At 61.4% G+C, this 21,425-nt stretch carries 19 protein-coding genes and 1 other annotated feature; of the genes, 2 read left to right on the top strand and 17 right to left on the bottom strand.

Going from position 1 to position 21,425, the window contains the following annotated elements:
- Positions 1 to 300 precede the first annotated feature (300 nt).
- The 6 genes from holA to ACFOTD_RS22485 form a co-directional block, all read right to left on the bottom strand.
- Positions 301 to 1,338, bottom strand: a complete 1,038-nt coding sequence (holA, locus tag ACFOTD_RS22460; RefSeq protein ID WP_378122177.1) for a DNA polymerase III subunit delta — start codon at positions 1,336 to 1,338, stop codon at positions 301 to 303.
- 204 nt (positions 1,339 to 1,542) lie between these two features.
- Positions 1,543 to 2,739: an anti-sigma factor family protein gene (locus ACFOTD_RS22465; protein ID WP_378122178.1), complete on the bottom strand. Its 1,197-nt coding sequence runs from the start codon at positions 2,737 to 2,739 to the stop codon at positions 1,543 to 1,545.
- Positions 2,736 to 3,284, bottom strand: coding sequence for an RNA polymerase sigma factor (locus ACFOTD_RS22470; protein ID WP_090114914.1), 549 nt, complete (start codon positions 3,282 to 3,284; stop codon positions 2,736 to 2,738). The genes ACFOTD_RS22465 and ACFOTD_RS22470 overlap by 4 nt, the downstream gene beginning before the upstream one ends.
- Positions 3,285 to 3,500: 216 nt before the next feature.
- Complete coding sequence (locus tag ACFOTD_RS22475) at positions 3,501 to 6,257, bottom strand: ComEC/Rec2 family competence protein (protein ID WP_378122179.1); 2,757 nt, start codon at positions 6,255 to 6,257, stop codon at positions 3,501 to 3,503.
- Positions 6,258 to 6,348: 91 nt separating this feature from the next.
- Entirely contained in the window at positions 6,349 to 6,867 is a 519-nt protein-coding gene (locus ACFOTD_RS22480) for a deoxycytidylate deaminase (protein ID WP_378122180.1), read from the bottom strand.
- 44 nt (positions 6,868 to 6,911) lie between these two features.
- Positions 6,912 to 7,619 (bottom strand): ComEA family DNA-binding protein, encoded by a 708-nt coding sequence (locus ACFOTD_RS22485; protein WP_378122181.1) that lies wholly within the window; start codon positions 7,617 to 7,619, stop codon positions 6,912 to 6,914.
- A gap of 147 nt (positions 7,620 to 7,766) precedes the next feature.
- Here ACFOTD_RS22485 and comER point away from each other — a divergent pair, with 147 nt between their 5' ends.
- Positions 7,767 to 8,603, top strand: a complete 837-nt coding sequence (comER, locus tag ACFOTD_RS22490) for a late competence protein ComER (protein ID WP_378122182.1) — start codon at positions 7,767 to 7,769, stop codon at positions 8,601 to 8,603.
- Positions 8,604 to 8,706: 103 nt separating this feature from the next.
- On the opposite strand, the gene leuS is transcribed toward comER, so the two are convergent.
- Both leuS and ACFOTD_RS22500 read right to left on the bottom strand, forming a co-directional pair.
- Positions 8,707 to 11,145, bottom strand: coding sequence for a leucine--tRNA ligase (gene leuS / locus ACFOTD_RS22495; RefSeq protein WP_378122183.1), 2,439 nt, complete (start codon positions 11,143 to 11,145; stop codon positions 8,707 to 8,709).
- A gap of 72 nt (positions 11,146 to 11,217) precedes the next feature.
- Positions 11,218 to 11,463, bottom strand: a binding site (T-box leader).
- Between the two features lie 33 nt (positions 11,464 to 11,496).
- Positions 11,497 to 12,102, bottom strand: coding sequence for a TetR/AcrR family transcriptional regulator (locus tag ACFOTD_RS22500; RefSeq protein ID WP_378122184.1), 606 nt, complete (start codon positions 12,100 to 12,102; stop codon positions 11,497 to 11,499).
- 113 nt (positions 12,103 to 12,215) lie between these two features.
- Here ACFOTD_RS22500 and ACFOTD_RS22505 point away from each other — a divergent pair, with 113 nt between their 5' ends.
- Positions 12,216 to 14,432 carry an MMPL family transporter gene (locus ACFOTD_RS22505; RefSeq protein ID WP_378122186.1) on the top strand — a complete coding sequence of 739 codons (2,217 nt, stop codon included), beginning with the start codon at positions 12,216 to 12,218 and terminating at the stop codon, positions 14,430 to 14,432.
- A gap of 668 nt (positions 14,433 to 15,100) precedes the next feature.
- On the opposite strand, the gene ACFOTD_RS22510 is transcribed toward ACFOTD_RS22505, so the two are convergent.
- From ACFOTD_RS22510 to ACFOTD_RS22550, 9 genes are all read right to left on the bottom strand, one after another.
- Complete coding sequence (locus ACFOTD_RS22510) at positions 15,101 to 15,895, bottom strand: class I SAM-dependent DNA methyltransferase (protein ID WP_378122187.1); 795 nt, start codon at positions 15,893 to 15,895, stop codon at positions 15,101 to 15,103.
- Positions 15,896 to 16,029: 134 nt separating this feature from the next.
- Positions 16,030 to 16,983 carry a CvfB family protein gene (locus ACFOTD_RS22515; RefSeq protein ID WP_378122188.1) on the bottom strand — a complete coding sequence of 318 codons (954 nt, stop codon included), beginning with the start codon at positions 16,981 to 16,983 and terminating at the stop codon, positions 16,030 to 16,032.
- Entirely contained in the window at positions 16,980 to 17,321 is a 342-nt protein-coding gene (rsfS, locus tag ACFOTD_RS22520; protein WP_378122189.1) for a ribosome silencing factor, read from the bottom strand. The genes ACFOTD_RS22515 and rsfS overlap by 4 nt, the downstream gene beginning before the upstream one ends.
- Before the next feature lie 13 nt (positions 17,322 to 17,334).
- A complete protein-coding gene (yqeK, locus tag ACFOTD_RS22525; protein ID WP_378122190.1) occupies positions 17,335 to 17,922 on the bottom strand; it encodes a bis(5'-nucleosyl)-tetraphosphatase (symmetrical) YqeK in 588 nt (195 codons plus the stop codon).
- Complete coding sequence (gene nadD / locus ACFOTD_RS22530; RefSeq protein ID WP_378122191.1) at positions 17,900 to 18,517, bottom strand: nicotinate-nucleotide adenylyltransferase; 618 nt, start codon at positions 18,515 to 18,517, stop codon at positions 17,900 to 17,902. Before nadD ends, yqeK begins: the two co-directional genes overlap by 23 nt.
- Positions 18,518 to 18,530: 13 nt before the next feature.
- Positions 18,531 to 18,821 (bottom strand): ribosome assembly RNA-binding protein YhbY, encoded by a 291-nt coding sequence (yhbY, locus tag ACFOTD_RS22535; RefSeq protein WP_090114891.1) that lies wholly within the window; start codon positions 18,819 to 18,821, stop codon positions 18,531 to 18,533.
- Between the two features lie 31 nt (positions 18,822 to 18,852).
- Positions 18,853 to 19,707 carry a shikimate dehydrogenase gene (gene aroE, locus ACFOTD_RS22540; RefSeq protein WP_378122192.1) on the bottom strand — a complete coding sequence of 285 codons (855 nt, stop codon included), beginning with the start codon at positions 19,705 to 19,707 and terminating at the stop codon, positions 18,853 to 18,855.
- Positions 19,708 to 19,727: 20 nt separating this feature from the next.
- Positions 19,728 to 20,846 (bottom strand): ribosome biogenesis GTPase YqeH, encoded by a 1,119-nt coding sequence (gene yqeH, locus ACFOTD_RS22545; RefSeq protein WP_378122286.1) that lies wholly within the window; start codon positions 20,844 to 20,846, stop codon positions 19,728 to 19,730.
- Between the two features lie 11 nt (positions 20,847 to 20,857).
- Entirely contained in the window at positions 20,858 to 21,382 is a 525-nt protein-coding gene (locus ACFOTD_RS22550; RefSeq protein WP_378122193.1) for a YqeG family HAD IIIA-type phosphatase, read from the bottom strand.
- Positions 21,383 to 21,425 lie beyond the last annotated feature (43 nt).

The following is a 21,425-nucleotide window of genomic DNA, read 5'->3' on the forward strand; positions in this document are numbered from 1 at the left end:
GAGCAACGCAGTTTGCACGCATTCGCTCCGTCGTCTCCACGCTCCTCAAACAAAACCTTTCCGTCCTCAAATCCCTCTCACTCGCCATTCACGGGCAGTTTCAGTTCTAACTCACCTAAGTAGTAACCATATTTGCAGGTATTTCATCGCATCCATTGGCCGGAGGAAAAATACATGTATTAATGCAGTTCTTTTGACACGCAAACCATCCGACAAGCTCCCGCACGCCGACAGCGCGCTTCCCCGTCCTCGAATCGCTGCCGCTATAATCGCTGCCGCCCAAGCCGCATTACCAATCCCTTATACCTTCATCCCTGCGCCGGAGCCGGTCCGCAGCAGCCATAGCTCCAGTCCAAGCGTCTTGTCGACGCGTCCGGTTTTCATTTCGTAATCGAGCTCGGCGAGGCCGCCAAGGAGCGCGGTCAGCCGTTCGATGCTGAACGCCTTGGCCTGCTCCGCGGTCACCTTGACGCCGTATGGATGCATGCCGAGCTGGCCCGCCATCTGCTGCGGCGAATAGCCTTGCTTGCCCAGCTCCTTGACGTACAGCATGTTACGGAACTGCCTGACGAGCAGCGCCGTCAGCTTGATCGGCTCCTCGCGGCGCCTGAGCAGATCGTGATACAGGGCGATCGCCTTATCCGTCCTAAGCGACGCGATCTCCTCCGTCAGCTTGAACACGCTCTGTTCGACGCCGGCCGGCACGAGCTCGGCGACGGACGCGGCCGTCACCGTACCGCCCTCGCCCGCATGCAGGCACAGCTTGTCCGTGTCCGCCGACAAGGCGCCCATCTCCGTACCCGCACGGCGGATCAGCTCTTCCGCGGCCTGCCTGTCCAGCGTGCGGCCCTGCTTGGCCGCGCGGCCCGACACCCACTGGAGCAGCTCGTCCGGGCCCAGGGGAGAAAAATTGACGACGATGCCGTCCTGCTTGGCCGCTTTCGACGTCTTTTTGCGCTCGTCGAGCTTGTCGTGCGGCACCATAAAGACGAGCACGGTCGTCTCGAACGGCCTGCGCATATATTCCAGCAGCCGTTCCGGCCGATGCTCCGTCTTCGCCGACTCCTTGGCCGAGCCGAACAGGACGCTGTCCCGGACGAGCACAAGCTTGCTCGGTACCAGAAAGGGCATCGTTTCCGCTTCCTCCAGAATCGCGTCTAGCGAATGCTCTGCCGTATCGAAGCGAACGATCGCCATGTCGCGATGCTCGGGTTCGGCCACCGTCGCGGCTAGACGCTCGGCGAACTCGTTCATGCGGTAGCTCTCCGTGCCGAAGCATATGTACATCGGACGTATCTGTCCGTCCCTGATTTCCTTAAATGCCTGTTTCGATTCCAATCCGACCACCTCGCAACCATTATACAGCAAAGAGACCGCGCCCGTTAACGGCAGGCGCGATCTCTTTGTCCTTGGAATCTATGTCAACGTTCGACGTGCAGGCCCATGGTGCCTTGCGCGAACGATCGTGACTGCGCCTCCAGGGGGCGCGGCAGCTGTCATAATCCCAATATACGCGGCAGCCGTTCCATTGGTGACTGCCGATCAGCGCGTCTGCTCGCGATTTTCTTTGGCGTTCCACCAGAGCTCCGTCGCCTTGCCGGAAGCGTCCGTCCAGGTGTAGTACAGATCCTGTCCGTCCTGGCCCCACGAGACGTCGGACACCGCGCCATCGCGGTTGCCGCTCTCGAAAACCGTCTCGAGTCCATCGGTCTTCACGATGCGCAGGCCGCCTTGGTATGCGAGTGCCGTCAGCTTGCCGTCGGGCGATGCCCAAGAGGGCATGGCGGCCGATAACGACATCTCCGGCACGTTCGCAATCGACGGCGCTTCCGACGCGGCCGGTCCGCTTGCGCCAGTACCGCTCTTGGCAGGGCTGTCGCCTTGGGCGCCTGCAAAGTTGCGCGTATCTTGATCCGTCTTGTCCGACGTGCCGGACGAAGCGGCGGCAGGAGGCGCAAATTCCAGCCTCGACCCGCCAGCAGAGCCGGTCGCGGCATTCGGATCCGCGGACGGCTTTTGCGTCTCGATCTTGGCCGTCGGCACGATGCCGGTCGCGCCTGCCGAGGTGCCGGATTCGCCGGTCGAGGAACCACCGGACGCGCCTCCGCCGGATGCGTTCAGGCTCGTGCCGCCGACCGACGGGCTTGCGCCGTCGGCGGAGCCATCGGACGAGATCGAGCTCTGACTCTGTTCGCTGGACGCGCTCGCGCCGGCGATCTTGTCAGCGGCATCCGGCGCCGTCTCATCGTTCATCATATTCTTGCGCATGATGTCGGACGAAGCGTCACCTGGCGCCGCTTGGGCTGCCGATTCCTGCTGCAGGGCCGACTTCTGCTGATCCGAATCGGGCAGCAGCGAGAACGGATGCGCAATCAGCAGCACGCCCGCGACGACGCCGGCCGCGACGACTGCGGCCAAGCTGCGGTACATGGACTTGCGGTTGCCCGTCCTCCGCGAACGCAGCTCGGGCGCAGCCGCTGCGGCAGGCGCGCGCACGGCGTCCGGCGCGGGCTCGGGCACGATCCGCTCCAGCTGGGGCAGGATCGCGTCGACCAGGCTGTATCTCGGGGTTACGTGCGGCAGCTGCGTCAGCTCTTCGGACAGCCGCGTCAGCCGCTCGAGAAGCGCGGCGCACTCCGGATAGTTTTGCAGGTACAATTGCAGTCGCGACGACTCTTCCTCGTTCAGATCGCCGTCGATCGAACGCTGCACGAGCTCCATCCCCTCTTCGCGATTCATCCCCGGACACCCCCTTTCCGATAGTCATGAAGCAATGTCTGCAGTTGTTGCCGGGCGCGGAATAAGTAAGACTTGACCGTATTCAACGGCAAGTTGAGCGAATCGGCGATCTCGTTATAAGAGAAATCCTGCAGATAACGAAGCACGACCACGGTGCGGTGATGCTCCGGAAGCTTGCCGATCGCCTCGCGAATGTCTTCGGAAGCGTAGCCGCTCATCACCTCGGCCTCGACGTCTTCGTTTGCTTGAAATACCATTTCATGTTCGTCGATCGAAACGGAAGGACGTTTGCGACGAAACTTGTCGATGCAAATATTCGTTACGATACGCTGAACCCACGTGCGGAATTGCGCCTTTTCTTCGTAGGAATTGATCTTCGTGTATACCCGAATCAACGCTTCCTGCGCGGCGTCCATCGCATCCTGCTCGTGGTTAAGCAAATAATAGGCAGTACGGTAAACCTGGTGTTCGATCTCGCGAAGCAGCGCGACGAGCGCTTCCCGATCGCCGGCCTGCGCAGCTTTGATCAATTCCGGCTCCACCACGGGAGATCCTCCTTCTCTCGCATCCCCTCTGACGCAAGCGTGCGCCAAAAGGTTGCAAAAAACGCAAGGTATAATCTAACAAAAAAATAAAGGCGTAAACGCCCTTCGGAACCGCTTGTGTCCCAATGATCGATATTCCATTATATACTCGGCGAAGCGCCGAAAAGTCGTGAATGAAGTCCCGTTACAGTCTATCATATGCGCCGCTTTTTGTCGTCACGGCCGCTTCTCGCGCCGTTCGAGCCGGCCGTCCGGCCGGATGCGGTAGGCGATCTCGCCTTGGACGTCGGTCCGCTCGAGCGCGGCGCCGAATTGCAGGATCCGGTCGACGACTAAGGCGTGCGGATGCCCGTACAAATTGTTTTTGCCGGCGGATACGACGACCTCCGAAGGATTCCACCAGGCCAGCCAGGGCGACGTCGTAGACGTCTTGCTGCCGTGATGCCCCGCCTTTAGCACGTCTATGGCAGTCGCTTCTTCGCCGTGCCGGCGCAGCTCGTCGAGCACCGCGGACTCGCCCGCCGCCTCCAGGTCGCCCGGAAGCACAAACACGCGGCCGTATAGCGTGAGCTTGAGCACGACGCTCATATCGTTTTGCTCGCCGACAACCGGTATCGAATCGTCGCTGGCCGCATGTAGCGGATACAGCGCTTCAAGCGTCGCCGACGCATCCGGCCGCCACACGTCGCCCGCTTTGACCGCATACATCGGAATGCCTGCGTCTTCGGCTTCATGAAATAGACGAAGCACGTCGGCATCCGGTTTAATCGTTCCGTTAAACAAAATGCGTCCGACCCGCAGTTCCCGGATAATCGCATGGGCGCCCCCGATATGGTCGGCGTCCAAATGCGTCAGCACGAGCGCATCGAGGCGCCGGACGCCCCGCTGCTTAAGCAGCGGCACCAGCGTCTTGCGGCCGACCTCGTAAGGGTCCTTGCGCAGACGCCACGGTTCCTTCGCCGCGCCGAAGGCGACCGTGCCGCCCGCGTCGACGAGCACATGCCGGCCGCTGCCGGTCGCGATCAGGATGCTGTCGCCCTGACCGACGTCGAGAAAAGAGACTGCGGCCGTCCGGTCGAGCTTGACGGGCGGCGCTTCCCAAGCGAGCATGCCAAGCCAACTCAGCGCGAAGATCGCGGCGGAGATCTGCCGCCTGCGGCGCGCATTGAGGTGCGCATGGAATGCGAGCACCCTGGTCGCCCCGCTTCCCGAAGTCTCCGAGTTCGTAGAGTCCGGTTTGGAGCGCCTCCCGGAAGACGCGGCCTCCGGCTGGTCGGCGGAGATTGCTCCGCCGGGCCGGCCTTGTAGCGGCTGCGTCCAGTCGGCTCGGTCCTGCGCGCCGCCGGCATATGCGGCGATGCGCTCGGCGCGCTCGGCGGGATCGAACGGATCCGCGACCGCGAGCTGCGCCGCGGCAGCTTCGGCCGTCGCAGCCAGCTCCGCGCGCAGCCGGAGCGAACGGCGGGCGAAGGCAAGCGTGGCCAGCAGCAGCGCATAGAAGGCGAGCACCCAGATCAGATCGGGCTGATGCCATACCGTCGAGAGCGCTTTGACCGATCCCATCCATTCGGTAATCGCGAAGGTCGCGCGGTTGCAAAGCGTCGCAAGCTTCGCGGTTACGAGGCCAAGCGGCAGCCAAGCGGCGCCAAGCGCCAGCGCGGCCATCCCTAGCGGCATGACGACGAAGCTGATGAACGGCACCAGCACGAGATTCGCGAGCAGCGACAGCAAATGCAGCTGATGAAAATAAAAAGCGGTGACCGGAAACGAAAAGAGCTGGGCGGTTAAAGCTACAGCGAGCGATGAGCGCAAAAACGGCGAGCGTATGCGAACGGCAAGCAGCTCCGTCATGACCGGCACGCAGAGCAAGAGACCCGCGGTCACGATAAAAGAAAGCTGGAAGCTGACGTCCTCCACGACGGACGGCCGCCATACGACCATCATGAGCGCGGACGCGGCAAGCAGATGAAGCCCGTCCCTCAGCTTCCCCTGCCGCGCGAGCCACAAGGCGAGCATCGACATCAGGCAAGCGCGGACCGCCGACGGAGAAGCGCCGGTAAGCAGCATGTATATGGGCATCGCCGATGCCGCGAATCCGAGCGAACGCTCCCGGGTCCAGCGCGCGAGCTTGCCGAGCATCAGCAAGATATAAACGACGACGGCGACATGGAGGCCGGAAATAGCGAGCACGTGCGTCAGACCGAGCCGGGAAAAGTCGTCGTATTGGTCCGGATCGATGTCGTCTACGATGCCGGCGACCAAACCTTTCATATAACCGGCGTCTTTTTTGCCGTACAGCCGATCGGTCAGCTTCCCGATGGCTTCCCGGGATTCGTCGAACCAGCGAAGCGTACGGTCGAGGAGCGATACGCGGCCCGACGTTCGCTCGACGGCTTCCGCGCCCTTGGCGCTTACCGTCCAATAAATGTCCTGCCCTTTCAAATAACGACGATAGTCGAAGCCGCCGAAATTGCCCGCGTCGGCGGGAAGCTTGAGCGTGCCGGAGACCTCGACGGATATGCCGCGCTTCCAGGATGCCGCGGTAGCCAGCTCTTCCTCGGCGGACAGCCGAACGCGGACCAGCAGCTTCTCGTCGATGCGCAGCGCTGCCTCATCGCCCGACCGGACGAGACTCGCGCGTATCGGAAACGTCACCGTATCGCCGTCGATCGCCGCAGGCTCCAGCAGCCGGCCGGCCGCGATCACCGACCGGCCCTCCGGCTCGTTCCACGCCGACGTCAGATCGGAGCCGTGCCCGGATTCGCTCCATATCCGAAGGCCTGCGGACAGCAGCAACGCCGCGGCGCATATCGCGCCGGTACTCGGCCTGATCCGCCCGGCGAGGACGAATGCCGCGAGGGCGACGACGATGCCGAGATAAACGAGCGTCGCGGGCATGCCGTGACGCACCGACCATATGCCGCTGCCCGCGACCCAGAACCCCGCTACGCAAACCAGCGGCCTGCGATCCATCCGTTTCACGCTCCTTTCCAATAAAAAGAAGAACCCTGCGCGTTAAGCGGGGTTCTTCCCATTGGCCTTCCTCGTATTCCAATTTCCTTCTTTAATCGGCTTCCTTCACTTCCGTATCCTGTGGCGGCGCATAATCCGCTATCGTCCTGAAAACGATGCGGCGCTCGGCCATCAACGCGGAAACTTTGTCATGGTCCTTCGGATAGCCGCGGTGAAAAACGATCTCGACGATGCCACTGTTCGCGAGCATATTCGCGCATGTCCAGCACGGCTGATCGGTCACATAGACGGTCGAGCCCTCCCTGTCGATCCGGTCCGTGAACAGCAACAAATTTTGCTCCGCGTGAATCGTACGGATGCAGCGCTCCTTTTTGACCATGACGCCAGGTTCTCCTGAAGGTGACGGCGCGAATTCTTCGACGATCATGCAGCCGGCCTCCGAGCAGTCGGGCACGCCCATCGGCGCGCCGTTGTAAGCCGTGCCCAGCAGCTTCTTGCCCTGTACGAGCACGGCGCCCACGTGCCGTCTCGGACAACGCGACCGCGTCGATGCCATGAAGGCGATGTCCATAAAGTAAGTATCCCAATCCTTGCGAACCGCAAGCGCCATCTGGCTTTGCCTCCTGTCGTATATCCCCGGGACCGCCGTCCGGCTTAGCCTGCCTTTATAAGCGGCAGCAGCTTCGCGAGCAGCTTGTCCCCGATTCCTTTAACGTCTTTTAGCGATTCGGCAGATCTGAAACGCCCGTGCGCATCCCGATATTGTACGATTGCTTCGGCCTTGGCAGGCCCGATGCCCGGCAGCGCATCCAGCTCGGCGGCGCTAGCCAGATTGATATCGAGCCGTCCGTCCGCCGCCGAAGCTTCGGATCCCGCGCCCTGCTGCGTCCCGTCGCCCGCATTCGCGGCCGGTCCGGCGTTTGCTGCGGCACCTACTTGCGCGGTAGCCTCCGCTATTTTGTCAACGTTTCCCGGGCCAGTGCCGGAATCCCCGGCAGCGACAGGTGTATCGCCTGACGCCTTTCCTGGTATTACCGAAGTCCCCGAGACCTCGCTTCCGTTCGATACCGCTCCGTCCGCCGCCGGCTTGGCGGGGCCCTCAGACGCGATCGGTCGGTCGGCGGCCGTCGAATCCGTCTTTGACACTGCGCTAGCCGACTTGTCCGTCCCCTCCGCCTTCCCGCTCTCGATCTCTGCGTCAGCCACGGCGGCCGCGACCTGCGCGTTCACCGGCTCCCAGCCGGGTACGCCCCCGTCCGCAGGCGCAAGCCATCCCCAAACCAGCAAAGCTGCCGCTGCCGCACCCGCCAACAGCGCCGCACGGCTCCGCAGTCCGATGCTCCGCGCCGATTTTTTTCCCATATGGCTCTCCTCCATGATCGTCTCCTGAGGCGACTTGCATTCATCCATTTTCAAAACGCATAAAAAATCGAGTCATGTCGGCCAAACCTGCTGACATACAATGGAAAGAAGCCATGCATAATGCCAATAGCGGGAGGAGGACCTCAGATGAAGGTCGGCTTCATCGGCGCCGGAAGCATGGGCGGTCTGCTAGCGGGAGCCTTGCTGCGCGCCCGGGCTTTTGAGCCGTCGGAAGTGACGATCGCAACCCGCACCTCCTCCAAAGCGGAACGTCTGGCGCATCAGTTCCCGGGCCTTCGGATCGGGCCGACGAACGCGTCAGCCGTCCGGGACGCGGATATCGTCTTTCTCTGCGTGAAGCCGCTTGACTACCGGGCGGTGATCGGCGAGATTCGAGACTCGATACGGCCGGAGCAGCTGCTGGTGTCGATTACCAGTCCCGTCACGCTAGAGCAGCTCGAGCGACTATTGCCCTGCAAGACGGCGAAGATCATTCCGAGCATCGTCAACGGCGCGGCGAGCGGCGCTTCGCTGTTCATGTACGGCACGCGGCTCGAGCCTGCCGACAAAAAGCTGCTGATCTCCATGTTCGCGCGTATCAGCGAGCCTATCGAAGTGCCCGAGGATAGCGTCCGCGCCGCTTCGGACCTGTCCAGCTGCGGCCCCGCCTTTATGGCGTACCTGCTGGAGCAATTCGTGGAATCGACGGTCGAATTCGCGGGGCTCACGCCCGAGGTCGCATCCAGAGTCGGTGCCGAGATGCTGCTCGGCACGGCGAGGCTGCTGGAGCAGGGCTGCACGACGCAGGAACTGCAGGAGCGCGTCTGCGTGCCCGGCGGCATCACCGCGGTAGCGATGGAAGAACTGCGGCTCGCGACCAAAGATGCCTTTCGCAAAGTCATGCGGAAAACGCACGACAAGTTCGCGGAAGATCTGACGAAGGTCGAAGCCTCGCTTTCGGAACAATCTTTTTCGTCCGAATAGGCTGAAGATTCGAACCTTCGGCACGAACGGAAGTACGAGGAGCAAAGGCTTTATGGCAACGCAAAGGGCGGCCCGGTAATCCAAGCGGGCCGCCCTTGACGTGTCAGTTCGCTACGATGTTGACGAGCTTGCCCTTGACCGCGATAATCTTGCGCACCGTCTTGCCGTCCGTGACGGCCTTGACCTTCTCCAGCGCGAGCGCGGCTTCCTGCAGCGCTTCTCCCTCGAGATCGGCCGCTACGAAGACGCGGTCCACGATCTTGCCGTTGACTTGCACGGCGATCTCGACTTCGGCGTCGACCGTCAGCGCGGCGTCGTAAGACGGCCAAGCCGCATAGGTCACGCTCTGTGCGTACCCGAGCTTCTCCCAGAGTTCCTCGGCGATATGCGGCGCGATCGGCGACAGCATCTGCACGAAGTGCTCCATCGCCTGCTTCGGAAGCTCCTCGACCTTGTAGGCCTCGTTGACGAAAATCATCAGCTGGCTGATCGCCGTATTAAAGCGCAATCCCTCGTAGTCCTCGGTAATTTTTTTGACCGAACGATGCCAGGTTCTGCGGAAAGCCTCTTCGCCTGCGGTGTCCTTAATCTTTTCGCTCAGCTCTCCGTTTTCCCCCACGAACAAGCGCCATACGCGGCCAAGGAAGCGATACATGCCTTCGACCCCGTTCGTATTCCACGGCTTCGTCGCTTCGAGCGGCCCCATGAACATTTCGTACACGCGCAGCGTATCCGCCCCGAACTCGCCGACGATGTCGTCGGGATTGATGACGTTGCCTCGCGACTTGGACATCTTTTCATTGTTCGTGCCGAGGATCATGCCTTGGTTGACTAGCTTGTGGAACGGCTCCTTGGTCGCCACCACGCCCAGATCGTACAGCACCTTGTGCCAGAAGCGCGCGTAGAGCAAGTGAAGCACGGCATGCTCGGCGCCGCCGATGTAAAGATCGACCGGCAGCCATTCCTGCTGCTTGGCCGGATCGCAGATCGCGTCCGCGTTTTTAGGGTCGATAAACCGCAGGTAGTACCAGCAGCTGCCCGCCCACTGCGGCATCGTGTTGGTCTCCCGGCGCGCCTTGCGACCGTCCGGCAGCGTCACGTTCACCCACTCCTCGACGGTAGCGAGCGGCGATTCGCCGGTGCCGGATGGCGTGATCGCGTCGACGTCCGGCAGCAGCAGCGGAAGCTCTTCCTCCGGCACCGTCTCCATGCTGCCGTCCTCGAAGTGCAGCACCGGGATCGGTTCGCCCCAATAGCGCTGGCGGCTGAACAGCCAATCGCGCAGCCTGTAGGTGACCTTGCCGCGGCCTTTGCCCTGTTCCTCCAGCCAGGCGATGCTCCTGGCGATCGCGTCCGGCGTGGACAAGCCGTCCAGGAAGCCCGAATTGACGTGCTCCCCTTCTCCCGTATGCGCCGCTTCTTCGACGTTGCCGCCGCCGACGACCTCGACGATCGGCAGGCCGAACTTCTTAGCGAACGCCCAGTCCCGTTCGTCATGGCCCGGCACGGCCATGATGGCGCCCGTACCGTAGCCGCCGAGCACGTAATCGGCGATCCAGATCGGCACGAGTTCCCCGTTTACCGGATTGACGGCATACGCGCCCGTAAAGACGCCCGTCTTGTCCTTAGCCAGATCGGTCCGTTCGAGATCGCTCTTGCGCGCAGCCTGCTCGACATAAGCCTCTACGTCCGCCTTCTGCTCTGCGGAAGCGATGGCCGACACAAGCTCGTGCTCCGGCGCCAGCACGCAATATGTCGCGCCGAACAGCGTATCCGGACGCGTCGTGAACACCGTCAGGGATGCGTCGGCATGGCCGTCGATCGCAAAGGTCACCTCTGCGCCCGTCGACTTGCCGATCCAGTTGCGCTGCATGTCCTTGATGCTCTCCGACCAGTCGAGCTCCTCGAGATCTTCGAGCAGCCGCTCGGCGTATTCGGTAATCCTAAGCATCCACTGGCGCATCGGCTTGCGGATGACCGGGTGATTGCCGCGTTCGCTCAGCCCGTTGATGACTTCTTCGTTCGCGAGCACCGTACCGAGCGCGGGACACCAGTTGACGGGCACCTCGGCCACGTAGGCAAGTCCTTTTTTATACAGCTGGATAAAAATCCACTGGGTCCACTTGTAATAATCGGGATCCGTCGTGCTGAACTCGCGGTCCCAATCGTAGGAGAAGCCGAGCGACTTGATCTGCCGGCGGAAGTTGTCGATATTCTCCACCGTAATCTCGCGCGGATGGCGTCCCGTCTGAAGCGCGTATTGCTCCGCCGGCAAGCCGAACGCGTCCCAGCCCATCGGATGGAGCACGTTGTACCCGCGCATGCGCTTGTAGCGGCTGACGATATCGGTCGCCGTGTAGCCTTCGGGATGGCCGACGTGCAATCCGGCACCGGACGGATACGGGAACATGTCGAGCGCGTAAAACTTTTCCTTGGCCGGGTCCTCCGTCGTGTGGAACGTCTTATTTTCGTCCCAGTAGCGCTGCCACTTGGGCTCCAGCGTCTGCGGCTTGTAGCCGGGTTGATTGTTGTCTTGTACCATGGTTCATGACTGCCCCTTCCGTCTGACTGCTCGTTTAAAAAACCAAAAAACCTCCCGCCCCAGCGAAATCACGCTAGGGACGAGAGGTTAAACTCGCGGTACCACCCTAGTTGACGCCAGCCCTGCTTGGGCATGCCGTCCACTCTTCCTCCTTAACGCGGAGGGAATCGCCGCGCTTGCCTGCCGGGGCAAGAAGCCTGACATGGATTGCGCGCGGAGCTCCAAGGCGAGTTCGTCGCTCGCGTCAGCCGGCTCGCACCTACCGCCGGTTCTCTGGGTTGACGCAACACGATTACTTTTCCTCTTCACAGCCTTTATTGCCTCGATTATAGCGGTTGCCGTCAATCCGTGTCAAGCGCGCGGTCCCGCGCCTTGCCAGAAAAGATCGACGATCCGCTCGGGCAGGTCCTCGCGCGCTTCGCCGCCGTAATCGCGGCTGCCGACCATCAGCAGCGACGAAAAAGCGTGCGCCAGCAGCAGCGGATCCTCTCCGCCCCGCATTTCCCCGCGGTCGGCCGCCTCGGCAAAACATTCGGCCAGCACCTCGTGAATGCGGTATTCCGCTTCGCGGATCTCGCGCCGCTGCTCCTCGCTGAGCGATGCGATCGCTTCGCGCATCATCGACTCGAACTCGACATGCGTGTCCGCCATCTTCGCTGCCGCGACCTTGTACAGCCGCTCTCTAAGCGTCCCTTCCTGCTCGAGAATCCGGCGCGTGAATAAGCAGATGCGCCCCATCATCTCGGTCACGGACGCGGCGAACAGCTCCGATTTGCCGCTGAAATAATAATAAATCGAAGCCTTCGTTACGCCCGCGCGTTCCGCGATCTGATTCAACGACACCGGCTCGTAGCCGAATTCCATAAAAAGAGCCGAAGCGGCGCCGAGCAGAACGGCCCGGCTGTCCGTATTCCCTTTGGGCCGCCCCGGGGCCCGTCCTGTTTGTTTTTGTTTCACTTGATGCGCCTTCCCCTCAAACATGTTGCAATATTAACCTTCCGGTATATATAATTATTGACGGTAACATTATAACTCATTATATCGCAATCGAATCGCGAGGGGGAGCTCAAGTGAAGGAAGTACGCGTTGATGGCAAAGGAGTAACGGGCCCCGTCGGCCGATGGGTGACGCTCGCGGTATGGATCGTCGCCGCTGCACTATTAAGCGTTTTGCTGCCGCAGGTCGGCAAGCACGAGACCAACAACGCGCCCAATCTGACAGACGGCAGGCCGTCCGTGAAGGCGGCGGCTGTCGCGGAACGGGAATTCGCAAGCGGCGCGGACGTGCCGGCGTTAATCGTATGGCACAGGGAAGGCGGCCTGGAGGACGGCGATTTGGAAAATGTCCGCAAGCTGGCGGGACAATGGACCGGCACGCCGCTTCCGTATCAGACCTCGGTTCCTCCGCTGCACCAGATGCCCGCGGAAGCGCTCAAAGCCCAGCTGTCCGAAGATGGCAGCACGCTCGTAACCCCCGTGTTTTTCGACAAAAACGCGGGCACGGATCAATTAAAGGAAGGCATTGAAGCCCTTAAAAAACAAACTGCAGCCCTGGCCGGCAGCGATCCGTTCGAAGCGGACGCGGGCAAGGCGGGCGTCCTCAGCGCACGGGTTACCGGACCGGTCGGCATCCAGATCGACGCCACCGGACTTTTCGAGAATGCCGACTTCGCGCTGCTCATGGGAACCGTACTGCTCGTACTCATATTGCTGCTGCTTATTTACCGGTCGCCGATCCTCGCCTTCATCCCGCTCGTGGGCGTCGGCTTTGCCTACGGCGTCATCAGTCCGCTTCTCGGCTGGATGGCCCGCGAGGGCTGGATCGTCGTCGATTCGCAGGGCATCTCGATTATGACGGTACTTCTGTTCGGCGCCGGAACGGACTACTGTTTGTTCCTCATCTCTCGTTTCAGGCAGCTGCTCAAGCATGAGCCCGATAAAGGGAAGGCGCTTCGCGCCGCGCTGACGGACGCATCCGGCGCCGTCGCGATGAGCGGCATCACCGTCGTAATCGCGCTCCTCACGCTGCTGCTGGCCGAATACGGCGCGTTCCGCCGGTTCGCCGCGCCGTTCAGCATCGCGATTTTTATCATGAGCATCGCCAGCCTGACGCTCGTGCCCGCGCTGCTCGCCGTCATCGGCCGCGCCTCCTTCTGGCCGTTCGTGCCGCGCACGCAGCAAATGCGCGAGGAACGCGCCGCGAAGCGAGGCAAACAAAAGCCTGCGCCCGAGGCAGCCCCCCGCTATCGCACGGGTACGCTCGTCGTGAAACGTCCAGGCTTGATCGCTCTCGTCTCGGTCGTTTGCCTCGCCTTGCTTGCGGGCGTATCCAGTCAGATCAAATTCACCTATGACATCTTATCTTCGTTCCCCTCCACGATGGAGTCTAGAGAAGGTTACGCGCTGATCGGCTCCCAATTTTCCGAAGGCGAGCTTGCGCCCGTCAAAGTTATCGTCGATACCGGCGGCCGGGAAACGGGCTTGGCGGAAAAACTGTCCGGCTTGCCCTATGTCAGCCGCGTATCCGATCCTGTAGAGGGACAGCAGAATAAACAAATCGTAGCGTACGACGTCGAGCTCGCGCTCAATCCTTATTCGCTCGAGGCGCTGGGCAAAATTCCAGATTTGCGCGAAACCGCGAACGCAGCGCTCTCAGAGTCGGGCGACGCGGCGGCCGCCGATCATGTGTGGATCTCGGGGCAGACCGCGGAGCAGTATGACACGAAAGAGACCGGAGAGCGGGATACGCGGCTGATCCTGCCGGTCGTCATCGGACTGATCGCGCTGCTGCTGCTCCTATATCTGCGCTCCGTCGTCGCCACCGCCTATTTAGTGGGCACCGTTATTCTATCGTATTTTTCAGCGCTTGGACTCGGATGGCTCATCATCCATTACGTGCTCGGCGCAGATGCCATCCAGGGCTCCATTCCGTTGTATGCGTTCGTGTTCTTGGTGGCGCTGGGAGAGGACTACAACATCTTCATGATCTCCAGCATCTGGCGCAAACGAAAGGAAATGCCGCTGCGGGACGCAATTCGCGAAGGCGTCGGGGAAACGGGAGGCGTCATTGCTTCGGCAGGCCTCATCCTGGCCGGTACGTTCGCGGTGCTCGCGACGCTGCCGATCCAGGTGCTCGTGCAATTCGGCGTCATCACCGCAATCGGCGTGCTTCTGGATACGTTCCTCGTCAGGCCGTTTCTGGTGCCGGCCATCACGGCGCTGCTGGGCGATCGGTCATTCTGGCCGGGGAAGAGACAGCTGACGGAGAAGGCGAAGCTGAACGGTTAAAAAGACTTGTTAAAACAAGAGCGGTCCCCGGGAGGCAATTGGCCTTTGGGGACCGCTCTTGTTATGATTGGGCTCGCGGGGTATTGCTTGGAAATGAATTCGCCTGCATTACAACAAGCGCTCGCTTTGCGAATTGCGACCGCCTGCAGGCCCAGCGCCTGCACTACGGCAGGCGATCGCGCATTTGAACCCGCCTACTGACACATCGCCTTCACTACGGCAGGCGATCGCGCATTTGAACCCGCCTACTGACACATCGCCTTCACTACGGCAGGCGATCGCGCATTTGAACCCGCCTACTGACACATCGCCTTCACTTCGGCAGGCAATCGCGCATTTCTTTCACTCATCAAGCCACGTACGATAAAAAAACCAACAGGGATAAATCACCCTGATGGTCCTTTATGTTTGGCGGATACTCGAAGCTGGAACGCCTATCGATGGCTCGTTCTACTGCCGTCCTGACAGGCCCGTATGTCTTCGCCCATAGTGTTCCTTTTCCGCAATGCCTGCAAATATTACAAATGCAGTTATTTGGCCCTAATCCATAAAGCGCCAGTACGCTGAAATCGCGCTTAACTTTCCGCAAATGGCCGCCCATATATAATGTTTGGTCTACAAAAAACCGCCAGGCAGCTCCGCCTGACGGTCCCTTGCATCGTTGAAGTCTACGCCGGCCGCCGCGCGACAAAAAACAATCGCTCGCTGGCCGCCGTCGGCGCGTTCCAGGAAAAGTCCGCGCTGCGATGAAGCAGCTCGAAGCCCGCCTCTGCCAACTGCCCGGCCAGCCAATCCGGTTCGTAGGCGCGCTGTACGTGCCCCTCTTCGAATCGCCGGTACAAACCTGCGCCTGGCCCGCCTTCCTCGCGCACGAAGAAAGTAAGTTCATGCTCCACTTCCCGACGATCGGGATCGTAATCGCACGTCCACAGATAAGCGATGTCCTTGTCGTCCAGCACGAACGGCTGCTCCTCGCCGTAGCGGGCGAGCTGCGGCGGCGCATGCACGTCGAAGATGAACAACCCTCCGGGCCTAAGGCCGGCATACGAATGCTTGAACGAGGAGAACACGTCTTCCGGCTCCGTCAAGTAGTTCAAGCTGTCGCAAAACGACAGCACGCAGTCGACGGGCTCGGGAATCTCCCAATCGCGCATGTCCTGCTGCAGCCAGCGGATGTTGCCTTCCTCGCCGCCCGAAGCGCGGCCGATGCCCCGCTGCGGCACGGACTCCCACTTGGCGCGGGCGACGGACAGCATGTCCGCCGACAAGTCGATGCCGAATATGCGAAATCCGGATTTGGCAAGCGGTATGGCAATATTGCCCGTCCCGCAGCCCAAATCGACGACCGTCTTGGGCATGCCGTACTTCTCCCAGCATTCTCTGGCGAAGCTTAGCCATTCCGGGTACGGCATGTCCTCCATTAGCCGGTCGTAGACCGAGGCGAACTCACGATAGCTGCGCATGGATGTCTCCTCGTCGTCGGCCCCGCCCGTCAATCAAGCCGGGATCCGGAGCCTTTCATTATTCGCTCGCCCGGAGCCTGCTAGCGGCGCCTTAAGCGTTATTGACCTTCGCGTCGAGCCAAACCGCGCTCCATTCACTCAGGCTTCGTATCGGCGCCCGCATTTTGCGAAGCTCCCGCATCCTGCGTGCCACCTTCAGCAGCCGCAAGACGCGTCCAGTTGCCGTCCTGCACCACAAGCCTGTCCTTCATGAGCTTGCCGAGCGCGCGCTTGAAGGCGGATTTGCTGAGCCCGAACCGCTTCAGGATGACGTCCGCAGGCGTCGAATCCGAATATGGCATCGCGCCGCCCGGCCTTGCCTGCAAGAAGGCCAGAATACGGTCCGAATCCTCCAGGCGTCCGACTTCTTTGGCAGGACGCATGGACAACGTCACTCTGCCGTCGTCCCTTACCTGCGTCACCCGAGCGGTCGTCTTCTCGCCAAGCCGCAGCGGATGGATCATGGACGCGTTCGGCAGGTAGCCGAGCGCCCCGTAACCAAGCACGCCGCCATGCGCCAGCATGAACACGCCGTCCTTGTATATATCGGTCACCCAGCATTCCCGCTGCTCGTGATGCCAGGAGGACGGCGCACGGAATACGACGCGCTCATAATCCTCGATCTTGGCTAACCGGGCCAGCATGCGCCCTTCCTTGTCGTGCTTCATGATCACATGAAGCTCGTCGCCCGGCTGCGGCCAGCGATCGCGGTTGTCCGGCAACTCCTTGATCGGCAGCAGCAGCTGACGCCCGATGCCGAGCTCCAGGAAGCAGCCGAACCGCGGATGGAAGTCGGCCATCTCGAGCCGGCCCATCTGCCCGAGCTGCAGCAGCGGCCGGCGAGTCGTCGCCGTCAGGCGGCCTTTGTCGTCATGGAAAATAAAGACTTCCGCCGAATCGCCGACCGATGGACGATTACTCGTTGCTTCGCCGTAAGGGAGCAGCACTTCGGGCGTAGCGTCCGACTCGTCTTCAGCCAGAAACCAGCCGTAAGGAGACACCTCGCGCCGCACAAGCAGACTGGCCGTCGTGCCGGCGATCAGCGTCATGCGAATTCAACCGCCTTCGCGTCGGACCACAGGCGCTCAAGCGAGTAATATTCGCGCTCGTCCCGATGGAATACATGCGCGACGACGTCGCCCATGTCGATAAGCACCCATCTTGCCGTATCCATGCCTTCCATCCGTACGCGGGCGCCGGCTTCCTCCGCGCGCTTCTTGATCTCGGTCGAGATCGATTGGACTTGCGTATCCGAATTGCCGTGGCAAATGACGAAGTAGTCTGCCACCAGCGAGATATGCTGCAAATTAAGCGCTACGATGTCGTTCGCTTTTTTGTCGTCTGCCGCGTCCACGACGTTTCTCATTAACTGTTCTGATCCTGCCATAGGTCAGCCTCCCTTAAAATTCGATCGTTGTGCCCGCCGCGCGAATTTCCTTTACCAGGTCGTTGCGCGCCAATACGGTCAGCGGGAAAATCGTTTTGCCTTTATCCAATAAATGAATGATCGTCGAGTCGAAGCCCGCGACCAGCGCCTCGTTCAGGTTCGTCTCAGCCAGCTCCCGGATTCGGTCCACGCCCGGGAATGCGCGGCTGGGCTCCATGTAATCCGCGAGGCAGACGATGCGATCCAGTAAAGTCATGTTTTCCCGGCCCGATGTATGATAGCGTACCGCATCCAGCACTTCTTCATCCTCGATGCCCAGTTCATCGCGCACCGCCCAAGCGCCGACATGCGCATGCCATAGCTCCTTGTCGTAGGTCAACAGCTCGGGCGGCAGGCCGTGCTCGCGGATGATCCGCTCCATGCGGTCCGTCGGCCAAGCCTTGGCATAATCGTGCAGCAGCGCGGCGAGCCAAGCTTTGTCCGGATCGCCGCCGAATCGCTGGGCCAGCACGAACGCCGTATCCACGACGCCTGCGACGTGCCTGTACCGCTTTTCGGGCATCTGGCGCTTGACGGCCTCAATCAGCAGTTCGCGATCCATACAATCCCTTCCTTTCGATCTCCGCTCTAACGCGCTCTGGCACCATGTACCGGATCGTACGGCCTTCGGCGCAGCGCCGTCGGATATCGGTGGACGAAATGCCGATTCCCGGCATCTCCCCTCGCACGATCCGGTCCCGCAGATACGGCGGCAGCTCGGATTCGGCTCCTGCATGGCCTGCATCTGCGCCCGTTGCCGGACGATCCAGCGCGATAAAAACGACAAGGCTTGCCAGCTCTTCGATCCGTCTCCAACGCGGCAGGTCGTCCCGCATATCGGATCCGACGATCCAGTAGAACGAAACGTCCGGATATCGTGCCCGCAGCTCCAGCACGGTGTCGATCGTGTAAGAGGCGCCCTGCCGGTCGAGCTCGGCGGCTTCCACGCGGAACGACGGATGCTCCGAGATCGCAGCCTCCACGAGTGCCCGGCGCTGCTCGCCGGAAGCGCCGGGCTGAGGCTTGTGGACAGGCACGGAGGTCGGTATGAACCAGACCTCGGTCAAGTCCGCAGCCTCGCGCGCCGCTTCGGCTGCAATCAAATGGCCGATATGCACGGGATCGAAGGTGCCGCCCATCAGCCCGATCCGTCTCATGCGCGTACCTCCTTTAAGGAAGCTGAATCTGCTTGTTGTCGCGGGATTCCTTGTACAGCACGATCGTCTTGCCGATGACCTGCACGAGCTCGGCGCCCGAGCGTTCGGACAGCTCCTTCGCCACCTCGTAACGGTCATCGTCGTTGTTGTTCAGGATCGACACCTTGATCAACTCGCGCACTTCGAGCGCTTCTTCAATGTGGCGGATCAGGTGGTCGTTCGTGCCGCCCTTGCCGACCTGGAAGATCGGGGTCAGGTGATGGGCCTCGGAACGCAAAAAACGTTTTTGTTTGCCGGTCAGCATGCGTATTCCCTGCTCTCTGATAGATAAATGTTCAAACTTTCGCCGCTTCGGAAAAGGAAGCCAGCACCGCTTCGCGCATCGCCGCAGCCGGCGCAGGCCGCCCCGTCCAATATTCGAACGCATAGGCGCCTTGATAAACGAACATGCCGAGACCGCCGTGAATACGGCAGCCTCGCCGCTGTGCGCCGTGCAAAAAAGCCGTCGTAAGCGGATTGTAGATGAGATCGCTCGCGACCGCACCCGGACGGAGCCAGGACGGATCGGCGGGAACCGCCTCCGTATGGGGGGACATGCCGACGGACGTCGTATTGATGACGATGTCCGCCGCTCCGCACGCTTCGCTCAGCGAATGCCAGTGCACGGACTTCAAGCGGCCGCCGGATTCGAACGCCGCTGCAAGCTCCTCCGCCCGCGCATCGGTCCGGTTCGCGATGAGCACCTCCGCGGGCGATTCCCGCAGCAGCGCCCAGACGATCCCCCGGGCCGCGCCCCCGGCGCCCAGCACAAGGATGCGCTTGCCGGACAGATCCGGCTCCGCTTCTTCCTTGAGCGACCGGACGTAGCCGATCCCGTCCGTGTTGTAGCCGGTGAGCTTGCCATCCTCGCTCACGATCGTGTTGACCGCGCCGATCGCCCTGGCGCTCTCGTCGATCTCGTCCAGGTAGGCCATGACTTCGATCTTGTGCGGAATGGTCACGTTCAGGCCGCGGAAGCCGAGCGCGCGAACGCCTCTGATCGCGTCGCCCAGCCGCTCGGGCGCGACGTGAAACGCGCCGTAAGCCCCGTTCACGCCGCTCTCTCTAAACGCCCTGCCCAGCATGATCGGCGATCTGGAATGGCGGATCGGATCCCCGATCACGCCGTATAGTATCGTATGACTGTCCATGCCCGCGGCTTCCTCCCGACTCACAAGATGCAATCCCTGAGCAATACCTTGACGCCCTTGGGCGCATAAACGTCCACGACGGCGCCGGTGGAGCCGTTTGCCTTGATCCAGCCGAGTCCGGATATGAATATATCCTTCGGTCCGCCGGGCGGAACACGCAAATTATGCCTTACGAGCGGCGGCATGTCGGCCAGTTCTTCGCGCGTAGGCGGAGCCAGCATATCGCCGCGGTGGTTGTCGTAAAGCTCGTCGGCCCGCTCCTGCTTGGTACGGTGCACGGGAATGCCGGACGACAGGTACGCGGTGAACGACTGGCGCTCGCCTGCAGTGAAGTCGAAGCGGGCCAGCCCGCCGAAAAAGAGCGTCTGTTTTTCGTAGAATTGGTAGGTCAGCGGCTTGAGCGGCTTGTCCGGGAGCAGCGCGTGCAGCGTCTCGCGCGGAACGATCTCCGACAAGCGCGACTTGTATACGATGCCCGGCATGTCGATGATGTTGCGGCCGTCATCCAAGGGGATGCTGATCGCGTCCAGCGTCGTCCCCGGATAGCGGGACACCGTCAGTTCCCTGCCCAGATCGCTGTAATCGGCGATGAGCCGATTGACGAGCGTGCTTTTGCCGACGTTGGTCGCGCCCACGACATAGACGTCGCGGTCGCCCCGCAGCTGCCCGATCGCCTCGACGACCCGGTCGAAGCCGATGTTGCGGCGCGCGCTGCACAGGACCACGTCGACTACGCGAAGTCCGCCGGCTTTGGCTTGCTTTTGCACCCAATTGCGAAGGCGGTTCCAGTTGGTCACCTTAGGCAGCAGATCGATCTTGTTCACGACCAGCAGCACGGGGTTGTTGCCTACGAAGCGCTGCAAACCCGAGATCATCGAGCCTTCGAAGTCGAACAGGTCGACGATGTGCACGACGAGACTGTTCGTGCTGCCGATACCGCCGAGCAAACGCAAAAAATCGTCCTGATCGATGGCGACCGACGAGGCGTCATTGTAATGTTTGATTCGGAAGCAGCGCTGGCAAATGATCGGCTCGCGCTCGCGGGCGGCCTCGGGCACGAACCCCGGCCTCGACGCGTCTTGGATCTGCAGCGTCACGCCGCAGCCCGCGCATCTTTTCGTACTCCAGTTATCTTCAATTGTCGGCAATGCTACTTGTCCCCCTTATCCGGCCACAAGCCCTGCTTGGTCAGCCTTGACAGCGCGATCTTCTCGATGCGGCGGTTCATCCTCGTCCCCCAGCCTTCTTCCGTTCTCGCAATCGGCGTCACCAGGATCGTATGCAGACCCATCCGGCGTCCGCCGAGCACGTCGGTCATCATCTGGTCGCCGACGACGACGGCCTGTTCGGCCTTGAGACCAAGGAGGTTCAGCGCTTGCTTGAACGCCTTGTTGAATGGCTTGCGCGCCGCCGGAATGAACGGAATGCCGAGCGGCTCGGAGAACTTCGCCACGCGCATCAAGTTGTTGTTCGATAAAATGACGACCTGGAACCCAAGCGACTTGACCTTGTCCAGCCAAGCGATCAGTTCGGGCGTCGCAAGCGGCGTACGCGCGCTTACGAGCGTGTTGTCCAGATCGGTAATAATGCCGCGTACGCCCATGCTAGAGAGCGACGCAAGATCTATATCGAAGACGGTGCCCACGAGTTGATCGGGCAGCAATCGTTCAAACATGCCGCAATGCTCCAGTCTTTATCGGATTGTTCAAAATATACCA

Source organism: Cohnella sp. GCM10012308, assembly GCF_042649185.1.
Classification (GTDB): domain Bacteria; phylum Bacillota; class Bacilli; order Paenibacillales; family Paenibacillaceae; genus Cohnella.